We start from the raw sequence: 15,454 nt of genomic DNA on the forward strand, positions 1-15,454 counted from the left end.
GCAAATGAACTTGTTCACAGTCGGCAATTATCTGATCAAATTGGAAACTATTTGCGTATTCTGATGTGATTGCGGTAAAATCACCAAGTTGGATTTGCGACGCATATGTCAGGATCGGATCAGTGATCCGCAACAGGGGCAGGTTCCATAGAACGTACTATTTTCCGGTTTATTTGGAAGTATTCGAAACGCGACCAGCTTATCCTTCTGGCCGTCACCTCGACGCTGTTTCCACTGCTTTACCTGACGTTGGAATTGCCGAAGCGGATCATCAACGACGCTATCGGTGCGGCAAGCCCTGTTGTTGACGTCCTTGGCTACAGCCTGCCGCAGACGACCTTTCTGATCATCTTGTGTTTCGCCTTTCTGGCTGCCGTGCTTGCGCATGGCTTGATGAAGATGCGCATAAATACGATGAAGGGCGTGCTTAGCGAACGCATGTTGCGGCGGTTCCGGTATCAGTTGATCAGCCGCGCCCTGCGCTTTCCCCAGCCATATTTCGAGCGGGTCAGTCAAGGCGAGATGGTGTCGATGGTCACCGCCGAAAGCGAGCCGATGGGCGGCTTGATGGGCGATGCGATCAGTCAGCCGGTATTGCAGGCCGGGCAGATGATAACAATCTTGTCCTTCTTGTTCCTGCAAAGCGTCTGGTTCGGGTTGGCGGCTGTTGCCCTGATCCCGGTACAGGCGTGGCTGATCCCCAAACTTCAGCGCCAGATTAACCTGCTCAACAAACGCCGTATTCAGGAAGTGCGCGTTCTTGCCGCCCAGATTGGCGAGAATGCGGCCGGGGCATCGACGCTGCGGGCCAATGGCGGCTGGCGGTATCGCCGCGCCATGATCTCGGATCAACTGGGGCGTCTGTTCGGGATTCGGTTCGAGATTTACCAGAAGAAGTTCTTTATGAAGTTCATAAACAACTTCATCTCTCAGCTCACGCCGTTCATGTTCTATCTGGTCGGCGGCTTGCTGGTGCTGCAAGGATCGGTTTCACTGGGTGCCCTTGTCGCGGCGCTTGCTGCGTACAAGGATCTCAGCTCACCCTGGAAAGAGCTGCTGACGTATTACAACCAGACGCAGGATATGTCTCTGCGCTGGGACGTCGTGATAGATCGTTTTGCGCCGCCCGGCATGCTGGACGAAAAGCTGTTCGAGGACGACCCAAAAGAGCGCCCGCATTTGAACGCGGATGTTGTTCTGGATCATGTCTCGGTGCGGGATATGGATGGAAATCAGGTTCTGGATGATCTGAACCTCACATTCCCGGGGGGTAAAACCATCGGCATTGCCGCCCCGAGTGAAGAAGATCGCCGTGCGATTGCTGAGTTGCTGACGCGTGAAATCCTTCCCAGTGCGGGCCGCGTCGAAATCGGGGGTCACAACCTGTCTGGCCTGCATCAGAGCGTTGTGGCAACCCGGATCGGGTACGCCTCGTCCCGGCCGGTCATGTTTCAGGGAACTCTGGGTGACAATGTCATGATGCCCATGCGGTTCAAACCGCTGTCGGCCACGACGGATGACCCCGGTTTTGCCGAAACGCAAAGGGCTGGCAACAGTCGTGACCCGTTTAAGGCAGAATGGCTGGATCCGTCGCTGGCCGGGGTCGAGACCGCGGACGCGCTGCGTGACTGGTGGCTGCAACTGATTGACGGGATGGGATCCGGCGCGGCCCTGTTCCAACGCGGATCAGAACAGGCATTTGACGTTGATGAACATCGCGAACTGGCCCAAAAGCTAGTCGAGCTGCGCCCGATCGTCCAACAAGCCGTGCGCGATGCTGGGCTGGAACAGCAGGCGCTGGTTTTTGACCGCGATGCCTATAATGCCGCTTTGCCAGTTGCCGAGAACCTTTTGTTCGCTACGCCTCGTGTGCCCGTTACGCAGGCCCTCTTGGCGCGTCAGCCCGTCTTTTTGGGGCAACTGCGCGAATTGGGGCTGGATGAAACGCTGGTCAACCTGACGCGCGACGTGGTCGATATGCTACGCCAGATCTTTGGTCTGGACGGGACCGACCACCCCTTGTTCCGCAAGCTGGGTCTTGAGGTTCAGACCTACGAAAGCGCGGTGGAATTGCTGGAGCGAACCCGCGATGAAGGTGTGTCCGGGCTGGACGACGAACAGCTTGCCAATCTGCTCGCTGTTCCCGTTGTCATATCCGCCGAACAGATCGGGCCTGCGTTTACGGATGAGCTTAAGAACCGCATCCTCGAACTGCGGCACAGCCACTCACACAAGTTGCTGGAAACGCTGCACGACGTATTTGCCCCTCTGGATGCCGAGGCGTTTGCGCCGGGTCTGACGGTGATGGAGAATGCGCTGTTCGGCAAAGTCAGCCAGATCGGTGGGGCCAGATCGGACGAAGTGCGCAAATTGATCGTCGATGTGCTGGATCAAAACGGTGCGCGCCCCTTGGTGGTCGAGCTGATTTATGACGTCCCGGTTGCTTTGGGTGGCCAGAACTTGCCCGCAGTATTTGCCGAACCGCTGGCCTTTACGCGCGCGACAATCAAGAAGCCGGACATTCTTATTCTGGAAAACGCGTTGGCAAGCTATGACATGGCAACGCAGGTCGCGGTTTATAAAAACCTGCGTTCGTTGCTGCCTGATACAACTGTCATCTATCTGAATGATCAGTTCGACAGTCCCGACGTATTCGACATGTTTGTCGAAATCAGGCAAGGTCGGGTTGTTTCGGATGAGGGACCGGCGGACGTGGAGGAAGACAGTGCAGCCTCGGCAGACCTTGCGCGTAAACTGCGGGCGCTAGAGCAAACGCCGTTGTTCTCGGGTCTGGACCGACGTCAGTTGCGCCTTTTGGCCTTTGGTGCGCGCTGGTTTGATGCGAAGCCGGGCGAAGTTGTGTTCCTGAAAGACGATCAACCAACAGACGGCGCGTACGTTGTGCTGGAAGGAGAGGCGGGCCTGTATCTGCCTCAGGCGGGCGGGCCGGATCAGCTGATCGCAACGGTTGGCGCGGGCGCGTTGGTCGGTGAACTGGGCTTGATCCGAAAAGAACCCCGCGCCCTAAGCATGATCGCCGAAACAGAGTTGTCCTGTCTGCGAATCGGTGAAGAAGAGTTTCTGGCCGTTGTCGAAAATGACGCGGCGACCGCGTTCAAGCTGTTGCAGGTCATCGCGGGATACGTATCGAACTAAGTGGATCAGCTTTTGGGTTTGCAGAACAAATCGTATAGCAGGCCGATCACTTGCGCCGTGTTGCCGTCCTGAAGCGAGTAGTAAATCGTTTTCCCTTCGCGGCGGGTCGAAACCAGACCTTCACCGCGTAACCTCGCAAGCATCTGGCTGACGGCCGCCTGCCGCGTATCCAGCAGCCGTTCAAGCTCACTTACCGATTTTTCGCCCTCGCCCAAATGACATAGGATCATCAGGCGCCCCTCATGCGCCAAAGCCTTCAGGAACGCCGCAGCATTTGCGGCGCTGTCCTTCATGTCCGACAGGGCGTCGTCGGTGTTCTGAATGTTGTCTTCTTTGAGCGTCACGCGCAGCCTGTTCGCAACTGGGGGCTGGTCCAATATGCCTCAGATCGCGGGGGCTTGTCACCCCTCGGTTGCTGGCGCCCCGCCCTGAAAGGCGTTTCCGTTGACATAGTCGCAAGGTTCCTCCTGCATCTGCAGGTGCAGCCCGTCGCCAGTGAACGGATGCGCGCGGGCCAGATCTTCGTCCACGTCGATCCCCAGACCGGGTGCGGTTGGGGCCGTTACAAACCCGTCTTCGACGCGAAGCGTGCCCTTGATCAGGCTATCGTGAAATGGCGTTTCGATGGTTTCCAACAGCAACAGGTTCGGGATAGACGCCGCCAGTTGGATGTTGGCGGCCCATTCAATCGGACCGGCATAAAGGTGCGGGGCCATCTGCGCGTTGAACACTTCGGCAATTGCCGCAACTTTCTTCATCTCCCAAATACCCCCTGCGCGACCGAGTGCGGGCTGCAAGATTTCAGCCGCACCAGCCCGCAAAACCGCGCCGAATTCGGCCTTGGTTGTCATGCGTTCCCCAGTCGCAACTGGGATACGGACATTACGGGCAACGCGGGCCATATCCTCGATCATGTCGGGCGGGGTGGGTTCTTCGAACCAAAGCGGGGAATAGGGTTCCAACGCCTGCCCCAAGCGGATCGCGCCTGCGGTGTTGAATTGGCCATGGGTGCCAAATAGCAAGTCTGCCTTGTCTCCGACGGCGTCGCGGATCGCTTTGCAAAATGCAACCGACATTGAAATGTCGGTCATCGCAGGCATGTGTCCGCCGCGAATTGTATAGGGGCCGGCGGGGTCGAATTTTACAGCCGTGAAGCCGCGCCGGACCATTTCGGCCGCGCAGTCCGCGGCCTGATCTGGCGCTGTCCAGAAATCGGTGAGGTTATGTTGGGGCAGGGGGTAAAGATACGTGTAGGCCCGGATGCGCGGGTTCATCAGCCCGCCCAGTAAGGCATAGACAGGGCGGTCGCGGTCCTTGCCAAGGATATCCCAGCACGCGATCTCAAGACCCGAAAACGCGCCCATCACGGTCAGGTCCGGGCGCTGGGTAAATCCGCTGGAATAGGCGCGGCGGAACATCAGTTCGATATTCTCGGGGTTTTCGCCCATCATGTGCCGTTCGAACACATCGCGGATGACGTGCCGCATCGCTTCGGGGCCAACCGATGAGGCATAACATTCCCCCCAACCGGTGATCCCGGTGTCGGTCGTGAGCTTAACGAGGATCCAGTACCGCCCACCCCAGCCCGGAGCAGGCGGTGCGGTGATGATGATATCGAGATCCTGCAGTTTCATCCCGGTTCTCCCCGCGTTGTGTCAGGCCCTGTCGAACACAATGACATTGCGTTTGGCCGATCCGGTTTTGGTGTCTGCGATTGCTTCGTTGATCTGCGCCAGAGACCAGCGGCCCGAAATCAGTTCGTCCAGTTTCAATCTGCCCTGTTCATACAGGTCGATCATCCAAGGAATATCGCGCTGAATGACCACGTCGCCCATCTTGGATCCTATCAAGCCTTGGCCCAAAGCGGCCAGAATGACGGGTTCGTAGCTGGCGGTGTCACCGGAATGGGGCATTCCGATCATGACGGCCTTGCCTCCGCGCCCCAGATACCGCACGGCCTGATCATATGCCGGTATCGCGCCAACCGTAATCAGAACGGCATCGGCACCGCGCCCACCCAACGCGTTGTAGGCGTCCTTCCACGGAGCCTTGGATGTCGCCAAAACGCCGTGGGTCGCGCCGAACTCTTTCGCGATCGAAAGTTTTTCTTCGGTCATGTCGACGGCCACGATGCGTCGGGCCCCGGCGATGCGGGCCCCCTGAATGGCGTTCAGGCCGACCCCGCCCGCACCGATAACCACGACATCTTGCCCGGCGCGCAGACCGGCGGCATTCACTGCGGCACCGACCCCAGTGATCACCCCGCAAGATAGCAGGCTGGCCACGTCCTTTGGCATATTTTCAGGGATTTTGACAATCTGCCGGTGACTGACCACCACCTTTTCCGCAAACGCGCCACAGGCCATTGCTTGTTCCAGCGGCTCGCCCTTCGATGTCTTCAGCGGCCCTTTGACCGTGTCGTATGGCGTTTCGCAAATTGTTGGCTGACCTCCTGAGCAGGACGGGCACGATCCGCAGGCCCGGATCAGCGTGACGACAACAGCGTCACCTACCTTGAACCCATCGGTGGAACTGCCGACTGCGGTGACGATTCCGGCGGCCTCATGCCCGTAAACGGCCGGCAGGAATCCACCCCACGCACCACTTGCGTATGAGATGTCGGAATGGCAGATCGCCACCGCATCCAAGGTCACTTCAACTTCGCCCGCAGCCGGTGGCGCAAGCTGAACATCTTCGATCACCAAAGGTTCGTTGAACGCGTGGCATACGGCGGCCTTGATCGTCTGCATGGATTCCCCTCGTTTCGTTTGGATCACGGTGGCGCGGTCAAGGACGCTCTGCAAGACGGAAACCGTCATTTTGGGGTCGTTGTTACGACTTGTTGGGGCGTGAAAGCAAAAACATGGTAAATCCAACGATCATCAAGACCATAGCCAGTAGGAACGGTGCCCCGGGCAGGTAAAGCGCGGTTCCGGGTTTGACGAACTGCGCAAAAATACTGGTCATCAACAACGGGGAAATCACCATGGACAGGGCGTGCAGCGATGTAAGAACGCCCTGAAGTTCACCCTGCTGAGAATCCGGTGTTGCGCGCGACATCAGCGCCTGCAGGGCAGGCGTAACAACCGCCCCAAGCGCCGTAATGGGGATTAGGAGCAACGCAATCAATCCGTTTGTGAGAAAACTCAACAACAGAAAGCTGACGATCTCGAAAGCCATACCGTAGACAATGGTGACACGTTCACCCAGATATCGGGTCGCCGGGCGGATCAGCCCGCCTTGTACTGCGGCCATTCCAATTCCGTAGACACCCAGCGACAGGCCGATCATTTGCGCAGACCAGCCGAAACGCTCGGTCGTGAAATAGGCCCAGATCGCCGGATAGACATAGATCGAAACCGAATAAAGGAAATACACCCACAGCAACGGTCGAATGCCCGGCAGTTCAGCAATTGCGCGCAGCGAATAGACAGGGTTGGCGCGGCGCAAGCTGAAGGGTCTGCGGGTTTTGTCAGTGACCGTTTCCGGCATGACAAACACTCCGATGATGAACGATAGCGAAGACAATATTGCTGCCGCCCAAAAGGGCGCGCGCGTTCCGTATTCACTTAGCAATCCACCAATCACGGGACCGAGGACAAAGCCAACGCCGAAAGCAGCCCCTAGCAGACCAAAGTTCGCGGCTTTTTCATGCGGCTTCGATACGTCGGCCATAAATGCCGCAGCGGTTGAGTGGGTGGCAGCCGTGATGCCCCCGACAATCCGGCCGGCCAGTAACAGCCAGATGCTGCCGGCGATGGCCATAACGACATAGTCCAGCGCCATGACAAAAAGGGAGACTAACAAAACAATGCGTCTGCCATAGGCGTCTGACAGGTTCCCCAGAATAGGGCCGAAAATAAACTGCATCGCAGCGAATGAGGTGCTGAGGACACCGCCCCAAATTGCCGCGCTTGCCAGCGTTCCCCCCTGAACCTCGACGATCAGGTCGGGCATGATGGGCAGCACCAGCCCGATGCCTATGGCGTCGATCATGACTGTCAGCAGGACAAAAAAGAAAGGCAGGCGCATAGGAACCGGGAGAAGGACATGTCGACCGGACCTTAACCACAGTCGTTTGACAAGGAAAATACCGGTTTCGGAAATTCTTATGGGTCGGACGGCAACAAATTGGCGATCTCGTCAAGGATTTCAGCCAACTGGTCCGGATGAGAAAAGAACGGAGAGTGCGAGCTGTCGATCACGTGTCGCATGTGTTGGGGCGCGGCTTGGCTCATGTGTTCCTGATATTCGTTTGGTATTGTCCGGTCGTCGGATGCGCGGATATATGCCTTTGGAACTTGCTTAAATTGGTCGCCAAGAGGCAGCGGCGTATCCTGAGGCGCAATGGCCTGCGGACACAATCGCGCCAGGGCATAGGGCACCGTTGCAGGGGGACAGTCATGGTAGAATAGCGCCTGAACGCGATCCGGTTTAACGGAATAGGACAACCCATCCGAGGATTTCTCGACAGCGTCGCCGATCGTTTGTAGCGGCGATTTACGGCGCATCTCGATCATTGATTGACCTTCTTCGGGCACATAGGCGCAAAGGTATACCAGTGCTTTCATACCTTTCGGGTCCGCATCGGCTGCTGCGCTGATCGGATAGCCTCCCCAGGAATGCCCTACGATTATCGTTTGGGGCGAACTGGCGGACAGAACGGTATCGCGGCAACTGCGCAATGTCACATCTGCGATCGGTGTCGGGTCTGAACCGTGGCTGGGCATGTCGAGCGCGTGCGCCGAGTGGCCCAGATGCTCTAGCGCTGGGACTACGTCGCGCCAGCACCACGCCCCGTGGCACGACCCATGGACCAATAGGAAATCCGCCAAAATACCGCTCCTTCAAAATACGTCTAAATATGTCCTATGTCGGCCATGAACTGCTGAAGCAGGGCCGCGTATTCAACTGGTTGTTCAACACATGGAAGATGGCCCGCCCTCCGCACTAGCTCGAACCGTGAGCCGGGGATCAGGTCGATGGTTTCGCGCACCAGATCGGGCGGGGTCGAGCCGTCTTCGCTGCCGGCAATTCCAAGCGTTGGCAATCTCAGGCCGCTGGTCGGCGTGTAAAAATCGGTGCCTGAAATGGCGGCGCAGCAACCCAGATATCCATCTACCGACTGGCGCACCATCATGTTTCGCCACAGCAAGTGGTCCGGCGACGCGCGAAACGGCTTTGAGAACCACCGCTCCATCGTGGCGTCCGCCAGCGCTTCGATCCCGCCCTGACGCACCGCGTTCATCCTGTCCTGCCAGATTGACGGGGTTCCGATCTTCGCGGCCGTGTTCGACAGGACCAAGGCGCGAACCTGATCCATGCGCTTCACGGCAAGCCCCTGCGCAATCAACCCTCCGATGGACAGGCCGACGAAGACACAATCCCGAACCTCAAGAAAGTCCAACAAAGCTTCGGCGTCGCGGATCAGTGACCCCATCGAATAAGGCGCAGAAGGGCAGGACGACAGACCGTGCCCACGCTTGTCATACCTGATTATCCGAAGACCTTGTGGCAAATGCGGTAGCATGGCGTCCCACAAACGTAGTTCGGTACCTAGAGAATTGGCGAACACCACGGGTGCGCCATTTGGGTCGCCGTCGACCCGGTAATGGATGCCAATATCTCCTATCTCGGCGAACTGCATGACTTAATCCCCAATCGTCACACGTGGAATTCACAACCTGACTTATCCTGCGTGCGCTGTCAGGTCAGGAATTCCAGTGCTTTCCCAAAGACTTCGGGGTCCGTATTGCCCCCCGATGCAACAACTATCACCGCGTCGCCCTTGATTTCATCGCTGCGGAAAAGGGCCGAGGCCAATGATACAGCACCGCCCGGTTCCAGAACAATCTTGAGGCGCAGAAAGGCAAGCGCCATAGCCCGCAGCGCTTCTTCTTCGGTGACGGAAAACCCCGGACCGCAAAGCCGTTTCAAGATCGGAAAGGTGATTTGGCCCGGTTGCGGTGTCAGGATCGCATCGCAGATATTCCCAGACGACGCGGCGTTGTTCTGTATGTGCCCGGTCGCCAGAGAGCGTTTCACATCGTCGAACCCCTCGGGCTCGCAAGGTCGGGCGCGCAGACCCGGGGCATGCCTTTCAAGCGCCAGCGCGATACCTGACGTCAGCCCGCCACCGCCACAGCACACAAGTACGTCGGCTGTCTCAACCCCCAAGGACGCGGCTTGACGGGCGATCTCAAGGCCGGTTGTGCCTTGCCCTGCGATTACCTGCGGCTCATCATAGGGCCGGATCAGGGTCAGGCCGCGTTCCGAGGCAAGCCTTTCTCCGATATCCTCCCGGCTTTCATTTGCGCGATCATAAAGGACCACCTCACCGCCCAACGCGCGCGTATTGTTGATCTTCAACTGCGGCGCATCCGATGGCATGACAATGACTGACGCCGTGCCGTGTAAAGAAGCGGCGTGCGCAATCCCCTGCGCGTGGTTCCCCGAGGAATAGGCAATTACACCGCGCTTGCGATCCGCTTCGCTGAGGGCCGAGATCGCCGACCATGCCCCCCGAAATTTGAAGCTGCCAGTATGTTGCAGACATTCCGGCTTTACCAATACACGGCGTCCCGCGATCTCATCCAGAAACGGAGAGGTCAGGATCGGGGTTTCCCGAACGTGGCCTTTTAACCGCCCTGCCGCGGCTTCAATCAGGTCAAGCGAGCTCATGCAGCGTCCAGTACTTTGTGAATGAGGTCAAGCGATTGGGGTTCGTCCAGAAATGGGGCGTGCCCCCGATCCGGTATCTCTGCCGAGATAAGGCCGGGGTGACGCTTGTGCATTTCCGTCAGCGTTTCTTTGCCAAGTATATCAGAATTCTCGCCCCGTATGACGCCGGTTGGCGTGTCACGAAGCGCCTCGAAGAACATCCACATATCCGGAACGGCCCCCGTTGCGGCTTGTTCAAGCAATGCGGTTCGCAGCGCCGGGTCATAACGCATCGCAAGCCCGTCACCCGTCTGTTCATACTGGATTTCAGCCTGTTGCCGCCAACGCTCCAATGGGACGCCTGGGAAGGTCGGCTCCATAAACTGTTGCAGGACATTTGCGGCTTCATCATAGTTTTTGGACACAGGCTGTTTGCCAACGTAATCCATGATCTTAGCAATACCCGACAGTTCCAGAACCGGGCCGACATCGTTTAGAACCACAGCCGACAGGCGCTCGGGGTGGCTGGCGGCCAACGCCATTGCGATCAGACCGCCCCGGGATGTTCCGATCACCGTCGCCTTTTCGAGACCGAGGTGATCCAGCAATTCGATCGCGTCATGGGATTCGCGAAAGATATTGTAGTTCATATAGTCCGGGTCGCGGTCCGAATTGCCGCGCCCGCGGTAGTCCATGGTGATCATCCGCATACCCGTCAGGTGCGGTGCCAGAAACGAAAAATCCCGACTGCAGCGGGTCAGTCCCGCCAAGCATAACACCGGCTGGCCCGAGCCTGTGTCATTGAAATAAATGTTCCTGCCGTCTGTCGTGGTGAAGAAAGTCATTCAAGCCCAGCCAGTTGCGGTATCGTCGTCAGGTCGGTCAGAACATGTGCGGGTTTCCATGGCAAACGGTCCACCGGTTCACCCGCCCTGTTGACCCATGCGGTCGTAAAGCCGTAACCGGACGCACCGGCTGCGTCCCAGCCGTTAGAGCTGACGAACAGAACTTCGTCGCGTTCGCCGCCGAACCTACCCTGCACAAGATCATAAACGCTTGCGTGGGGCTTAAAGACTCCAACGCTTTCGACCGACAGGACGTCATCCAGAACGTCACCGATGCCTGCGGATTTTACGGCGCCGTCAAGCATTGGGGGGGAACCGTTGGACAGGATGGCGGTTTGCAACCCTCCGGCCTTCAGCGCGCGCAACATCTCGGGGACTTCGGGATATGCCTGCAACTGCCAGTACAAGTCCAAGAGCCGCTGTCGCAACGTGCTGTCTCCGTCTAGGCCGGTTGCCTCAAGCGCCCAATCCAACCCGTCTTGCGTGACATCCCAGAAATCTGCATGGGCATCCGCAACTGCGCGCAACCACGTGTATTGCAACTGTTTCAAGCGCCAGTAATTCGCCAGTTCCGGCCATTTCTGCTGCAATGCTTCAAAGCCGGGTTCGGCAGCAGCCTGACGTGCGGCCGCCGCGACGTCGAACAGCGTTCCATACGCGTCGAAAACGCAAGTTTTGATTGGCATTTGATCCCCTCCATTCTTTGGGCGCAGGTTGGCAAAAGAGCGAAGGGTTTACAATGCCGTGTCACACCCTAGGGTTGGCCGCTCAATCCTTTTTCAGGCCGGAGGCCAATATGACCGAAATCAAGCAAGGCGATACGGTTCGCATTCACTACACCGGGACGCTGTTGGACGGCAAAGTCTTTGACAGCTCGGATGGGCGTGACCCGTTGGAATTCGTTGTCGGCTCCGGTCAGATTATTCCCGGTCTGGATAGCGCTATGCCCGGGTTGTCCGTGGGTGAAAAGAAGCGGGTCGAGATCGCTTGTGCGGACGCTTATGGCCCGATCAATCCCGCAATGCGGCAGAGCATTCCGCGCGAAGGAATTCCTGATGACATCCCGCTGGATCCCGGTTCGCAATTGCAGATGCAGGCCCCCGACGGACAGGTTATGCCAGTGACTGTCGTTGAGGCGGACGAGGCGACCGTTACGCTCGACGCAAACCATCCGCTGGCAGGGCAGGACCTGATTTTCGATATTGAGGTTGTTTCGATAAACTAAGCCCACACAAGGCCCGGATCGGATCAGCCTGTAATCAGGCTGGTCCAGGATTCAAAAGTGGCGCGAACATGCGGTTGCGTGAAGAATACAAACAGCATCAACAGCATTGTCAGGGTCAGCAATGCTGCGCGACCACGAACCCCCAAAAAACCCTGCTTTAGGCGGTAGCGGGAAACGCGCGGGCTACTTGCGATAATATGTTCGGCTTTGCTCATGCCGCTATCACTGCCGGGGAAAGATGTTCAAATCTTGGCACCGACAGGGAAAGATCGGGTCACATGTGATCCGGTTGCGGCATACCCAGAACATGGAACCCGCCATCGACGCGGATGATTTCGCCGGAAGTACACGCGCCGGCATCTGATGCCAGGTAGACAGCAGTGCCGCCCACAGCTTCAAGCGTCGCGTTCGAGCGCATCGGCGCGTTCTGGTCGCAGAACTTGTAGGTCTTGCGCGCGCCGCCAATGGCCGCCCCTGCCAGTGTCTTCATCGGACCGGGGGAGATGGCGTTCACGCGGATACCTTCAGGGCCAAGATCGTTGGCCAGATAGCGTGTGGCCGATTCCAGCGCGGCCTTGGCCACGCCCATGACATTGTAATTCGGAACCACGCGGTTCGAGCCCTGATAGGTCAGCGTCAGCAACGTGCCGCCATTGTCTTTCATCAGCGGATAGGCGCGGCGTGCGACCTCGATGAAAGAATAGGCCGACACATCCATCGAGTGTTTGAAATTCGCCCGAGTTGTGTTCAGAAACCGGCCCGTCAATTCGGATTTGTCCGAATAGGCAATGGCGTGGATCACGAAATCAATCGTCGGCCAGCGTTCGCCCAATTCGCCAAATGCACGGTCCAGCGAGGCGTCGTCGGTGACGTCCGCATCCACCATGAAATCGCTGCCGAGGCTTTGTGCCAATGGCTCCAGCCGCTTGCCGAATGCTTCGCCCTGATAGGTGAATGCGAGTTCCGCGCCAGCCTCGTGCATGGCTTTGGCAATGCCCCACGCGATCGAGCGGTCATTCGCCACGCCCATGATCAGGCCGCGTTTGCCCTTAAGAAGATCCGACATCATATTCACCCGTTATACTTGGACAGAACCATGGACCCGTTCGTGCCGCCAAAGCCGAAGCTGTTGGTCATCACACTGTCCAAACCTGCATTTTCAATCACTTGTGTTGCAATTTCACCGGGCAGGATGCCTTCGGCAAGTGTGTCGACATTGATCGACGGCGTAATGAAGTCATGGTGCAACATCAGCAGGCAGAAAATTGCCTCGAGTGCGCCAGCCGCCCCCTGAGCGTGGCCGGTCATCGACTTGGTCGATGAAATCGGAGGCACATTGCCTTCGCCAAAGATTCTTCGCACGGCTTCAACCTCGCCCACGTCACCGACCGGGGTCGAGGTTCCATGTGCGTTGATATAGCCGACCTTCCGACCCTCGGGGAGGGTGCCCAAGGCCAGACGCATGGCGCGTTCGCCGCCTTCGCCGGACGGGGCAACCATGTCGTGACCGTCAGAGGTTGCAGCATAACCTGTGACCTCGGCATAGATTTTTGCGCCGCGGGCCAGAGCGTGATCCAGATCTTCCAACACGACGATACCGCCGCCGCCCGAGATCACGAATCCGTCGCGATCCTGATCGAACGCGCGCGAGGCTTTGGTCGGCGTGTCATTGTATTTCGACGACATCGCGCCCATCGCGTCGAACAAGCAGGACAGGGTCCAGTCCAGCTCTTCACCGCCGCCGGCAAACATGACGTCTTGCTTGCCCAGCATGATCTGTTCTGCCGCGTTGCCGATGCAGTGCAAAGAGGTCGAGCAGGCCGATGTGATCGAGTAGTTGATGCCCTTGATCTTGAACGCCGTCGCAAGGTTGGCCGAGATGGTCGAGCACATGCATTTGGGTACAGCGAACGGCCCGATCCGCTTGGTTGCGCCGTTTTTCAGAACAGTCTGATGCGCCGTCAGCATTGCACTGGTCGACGGACCGCCCGAGCCTGCGACAAGACCTGTGCGCGGGTTCACGACCTGATCTTCGGTCAGACCGGCGTCAGCAATGGCCTGCGACATGGCGATATGCGCATAGGCCGCGCCGGGCCCCATAAACCGCAGCGTGCGCTTGTCGACATGCTCGGTCACGTCGATCTTGAGCGACCCGGCGATCTGGCTGCGAAAGCCGTGTTCAACCATCTGGTCATTAGCCTCGATGCCGGACTTACCAGCTTTGAGTGAGGCCAGAACCTCTTCGGCATTGTTCCCGATGGAGGACACGACCCCCAAGCCGGTGACAACTACTCGACGCATTTGCGTGCTCCTTATTTCGGCCCTGTCAGGCTTAGGCTTCAGATAATACGACTTTCATATCTTTGACGTCGTAGATCATTTCACCGTCCGCTTCGACGATTCCATCCGCAACACCCATGGTCAGGCGCCGTGTCTGGATCGCTTTTTTGAAGTCTATTTTGTAGGTCAGCATCTTGCGGTCAGGACGTACCATGCCGGTCAGCTTGACCTCGCCCACGCCCACGGCCATGCCGCGCCCCTGCCAGCCGCGCCAGCCCAGGTTGAAGCCTGTCAATTGCCACAGCCCGTCCAGCCCCAGACAGCCGGGCATGATCGGATTGCCGGGGAAGTGGCAGTCAAAGAACCACAGATCAGGCGTGATATCGAATTCGGCCAGAACGTGGCCCTTGCCATGCGCGCCGCCATCGGCCGAGATATCGGTGATCCGGTCCATCATCAGCATAGGTGGGGCAGGCAACTGCGCGTTACCGGGGCCGAATAATTCGCCACGGGCGCATTTCAGCAGATCGTCCTTGTCAAAGCTGCTCGGGAATTGGGCCATTCTTGCCGCCTCTCCTGCCAGGGGTCCGTTTATCTAATCTGGCCTCGTCTAGCACCCGTATGCAAGGTCCTGCAAGAGCGGTGGTCCACATCATGTTGTGTTCAGACTATTCTTTGCGAATGAATTTCATTTGAAATTACCTGACCACAGCACTTATATATACCTAAGTACAACGAAGGTATCGGATTGATGACACCTGAAAGCCAGAACATCGCCACGAATTGGTTGGTTCACGCCGGATTGCGTCCGACGCGTCAGCGGGTGGCGCTGGCCGAGTTGTTGGTGGGCGATGGCCGTCATCGCCATGTGACCGCAGAGAGCCTTTTTGAATCAGCCAAAAAGAACGGTGATGCCGTATCCTTGGCAACCGTTTACAACACATTGCGCGCCTTCTGCGATGCGGGCGTTTTGCAGGAAATTACAGTGGACGGGTCGAAAAGCTATTTCGACACCAACACCCATGACCATCCCCACTTTTTCTGGGAGGATGAGGGCCGCCTGAGCGATGCACCATCAGAAGAACTGGTTATTCAACGTCTTCCCGAAGCGCCCGAAGGCGTGGAAATAGCTTCGGTGGACGTCGTGATCCGCCTGCGGAAGAAGTAACCTTTTTCCATTAATTGTCAGTAATCGCAATGCCTTACCCGTAAACGGGTCCAGCGGCTGTGTGACGTGTCGCGTTGAATCTCCAACGAGGCAGATCCTTGCGCGACCATCGTGTTTTGC

At 57.8% G+C, this 15,454-nt stretch carries 16 protein-coding genes; 3 read left to right on the top strand and 13 right to left on the bottom strand.

Annotated features, from left to right (window positions below; genetic code table 11):
• The first annotated feature begins 159 nt into the window (after positions 1-159).
• Positions 160-3,156 carry an ABC transporter transmembrane domain-containing protein gene (locus GOV88_RS15915; RefSeq protein ID WP_171241111.1) on the top strand — a complete coding sequence of 999 codons (2,997 nt, stop codon included), beginning with the start codon at positions 160-162 and terminating at the stop codon, positions 3,154-3,156.
• 5 nt (positions 3,157-3,161) lie between these two features.
• Here GOV88_RS15915 and GOV88_RS15920 read toward each other — a convergent pair whose 3' ends face one another.
• The 9 genes from GOV88_RS15920 to GOV88_RS15960 form a co-directional block, all read right to left on the bottom strand.
• Complete coding sequence (locus GOV88_RS15920) at positions 3,162-3,449, bottom strand: helix-turn-helix transcriptional regulator (RefSeq protein WP_171122319.1); 288 nt, start codon at positions 3,447-3,449, stop codon at positions 3,162-3,164.
• 108 nt (positions 3,450-3,557) lie between these two features.
• Positions 3,558-4,790, bottom strand: coding sequence for a mandelate racemase/muconate lactonizing enzyme family protein (locus GOV88_RS15925; protein WP_171121757.1), 1,233 nt, complete (start codon positions 4,788-4,790; stop codon positions 3,558-3,560).
• Between the two features lie 21 nt (positions 4,791-4,811).
• The gene (locus GOV88_RS15930; protein ID WP_171241044.1) at positions 4,812-5,906 is read right to left on the bottom strand and encodes a Zn-dependent alcohol dehydrogenase; all 1,095 of its coding nucleotides are present in this window, start codon (positions 5,904-5,906) and stop codon (positions 4,812-4,814) included.
• Positions 5,907-5,988: 82 nt separating this feature from the next.
• Positions 5,989-7,188, bottom strand: coding sequence for a TCR/Tet family MFS transporter (locus GOV88_RS15935; RefSeq protein ID WP_171241045.1), 1,200 nt, complete (start codon positions 7,186-7,188; stop codon positions 5,989-5,991).
• Positions 7,189-7,265: 77 nt separating this feature from the next.
• Entirely contained in the window at positions 7,266-7,991 is a 726-nt protein-coding gene (locus tag GOV88_RS15940) for an alpha/beta fold hydrolase (RefSeq protein WP_171241046.1), read from the bottom strand.
• A 23-nt stretch (positions 7,992-8,014) separates the two neighbouring features.
• Positions 8,015-8,803 (bottom strand): 3-oxoadipate enol-lactonase, encoded by a 789-nt coding sequence (gene pcaD, locus GOV88_RS15945; protein ID WP_171241047.1) that lies wholly within the window; start codon positions 8,801-8,803, stop codon positions 8,015-8,017.
• Between the two features lie 59 nt (positions 8,804-8,862).
• Entirely contained in the window at positions 8,863-9,837 is a 975-nt protein-coding gene (locus GOV88_RS15950; protein ID WP_171241048.1) for a threonine/serine dehydratase, read from the bottom strand.
• Entirely contained in the window at positions 9,834-10,661 is an 828-nt protein-coding gene (locus tag GOV88_RS15955) for an alpha/beta fold hydrolase (RefSeq protein ID WP_171241049.1), read from the bottom strand. Before GOV88_RS15955 ends, GOV88_RS15950 begins: the two co-directional genes overlap by 4 nt.
• Positions 10,658-11,347: a haloacid dehalogenase type II gene (locus tag GOV88_RS15960; RefSeq protein ID WP_171121763.1), complete on the bottom strand. Its 690-nt coding sequence runs from the start codon at positions 11,345-11,347 to the stop codon at positions 10,658-10,660. Before GOV88_RS15960 ends, GOV88_RS15955 begins: the two co-directional genes overlap by 4 nt.
• A gap of 110 nt (positions 11,348-11,457) precedes the next feature.
• On the opposite strand from GOV88_RS15960, the gene GOV88_RS15965 reads away from it, so the two are divergent.
• A complete protein-coding gene (locus GOV88_RS15965; protein ID WP_171125818.1) occupies positions 11,458-11,886 on the top strand; it encodes a peptidylprolyl isomerase in 429 nt (142 codons plus the stop codon).
• Between the two features lie 23 nt (positions 11,887-11,909).
• On the opposite strand, the gene GOV88_RS15970 is transcribed toward GOV88_RS15965, so the two are convergent.
• Genes GOV88_RS15970 through fabA form a run of 4 tightly spaced genes read right to left on the bottom strand, consistent with a single transcriptional unit; the run spans position 11,910 to position 14,728 of the window.
• Positions 11,910-12,101, bottom strand: coding sequence for a hypothetical protein (locus GOV88_RS15970; protein ID WP_171241050.1), 192 nt, complete (start codon positions 12,099-12,101; stop codon positions 11,910-11,912).
• 59 nt (positions 12,102-12,160) lie between these two features.
• Complete coding sequence (locus GOV88_RS15975) at positions 12,161-12,952, bottom strand: enoyl-ACP reductase (protein WP_171241051.1); 792 nt, start codon at positions 12,950-12,952, stop codon at positions 12,161-12,163.
• A gap of 5 nt (positions 12,953-12,957) precedes the next feature.
• The gene (gene fabB / locus GOV88_RS15980) at positions 12,958-14,187 is read right to left on the bottom strand and encodes a beta-ketoacyl-ACP synthase I (protein WP_171121767.1); all 1,230 of its coding nucleotides are present in this window, start codon (positions 14,185-14,187) and stop codon (positions 12,958-12,960) included.
• 31 nt (positions 14,188-14,218) lie between these two features.
• Complete coding sequence (fabA, locus tag GOV88_RS15985; protein WP_170326986.1) at positions 14,219-14,728, bottom strand: bifunctional 3-hydroxydecanoyl-ACP dehydratase/trans-2-decenoyl-ACP isomerase; 510 nt, start codon at positions 14,726-14,728, stop codon at positions 14,219-14,221.
• A 189-nt stretch (positions 14,729-14,917) separates the two neighbouring features.
• On the opposite strand from fabA, the gene irrA reads away from it, so the two are divergent.
• A complete protein-coding gene (gene irrA / locus GOV88_RS15990; RefSeq protein WP_171121768.1) occupies positions 14,918-15,334 on the top strand; it encodes an iron response transcriptional regulator IrrA in 417 nt (138 codons plus the stop codon).
• Positions 15,335-15,454 lie beyond the last annotated feature (120 nt).

The sequence above is a fragment of the Ruegeria sp. HKCCA5491 genome (assembly GCF_013034565.1).
Lineage (GTDB): Bacteria > Pseudomonadota > Alphaproteobacteria > Rhodobacterales > Rhodobacteraceae > Ruegeria.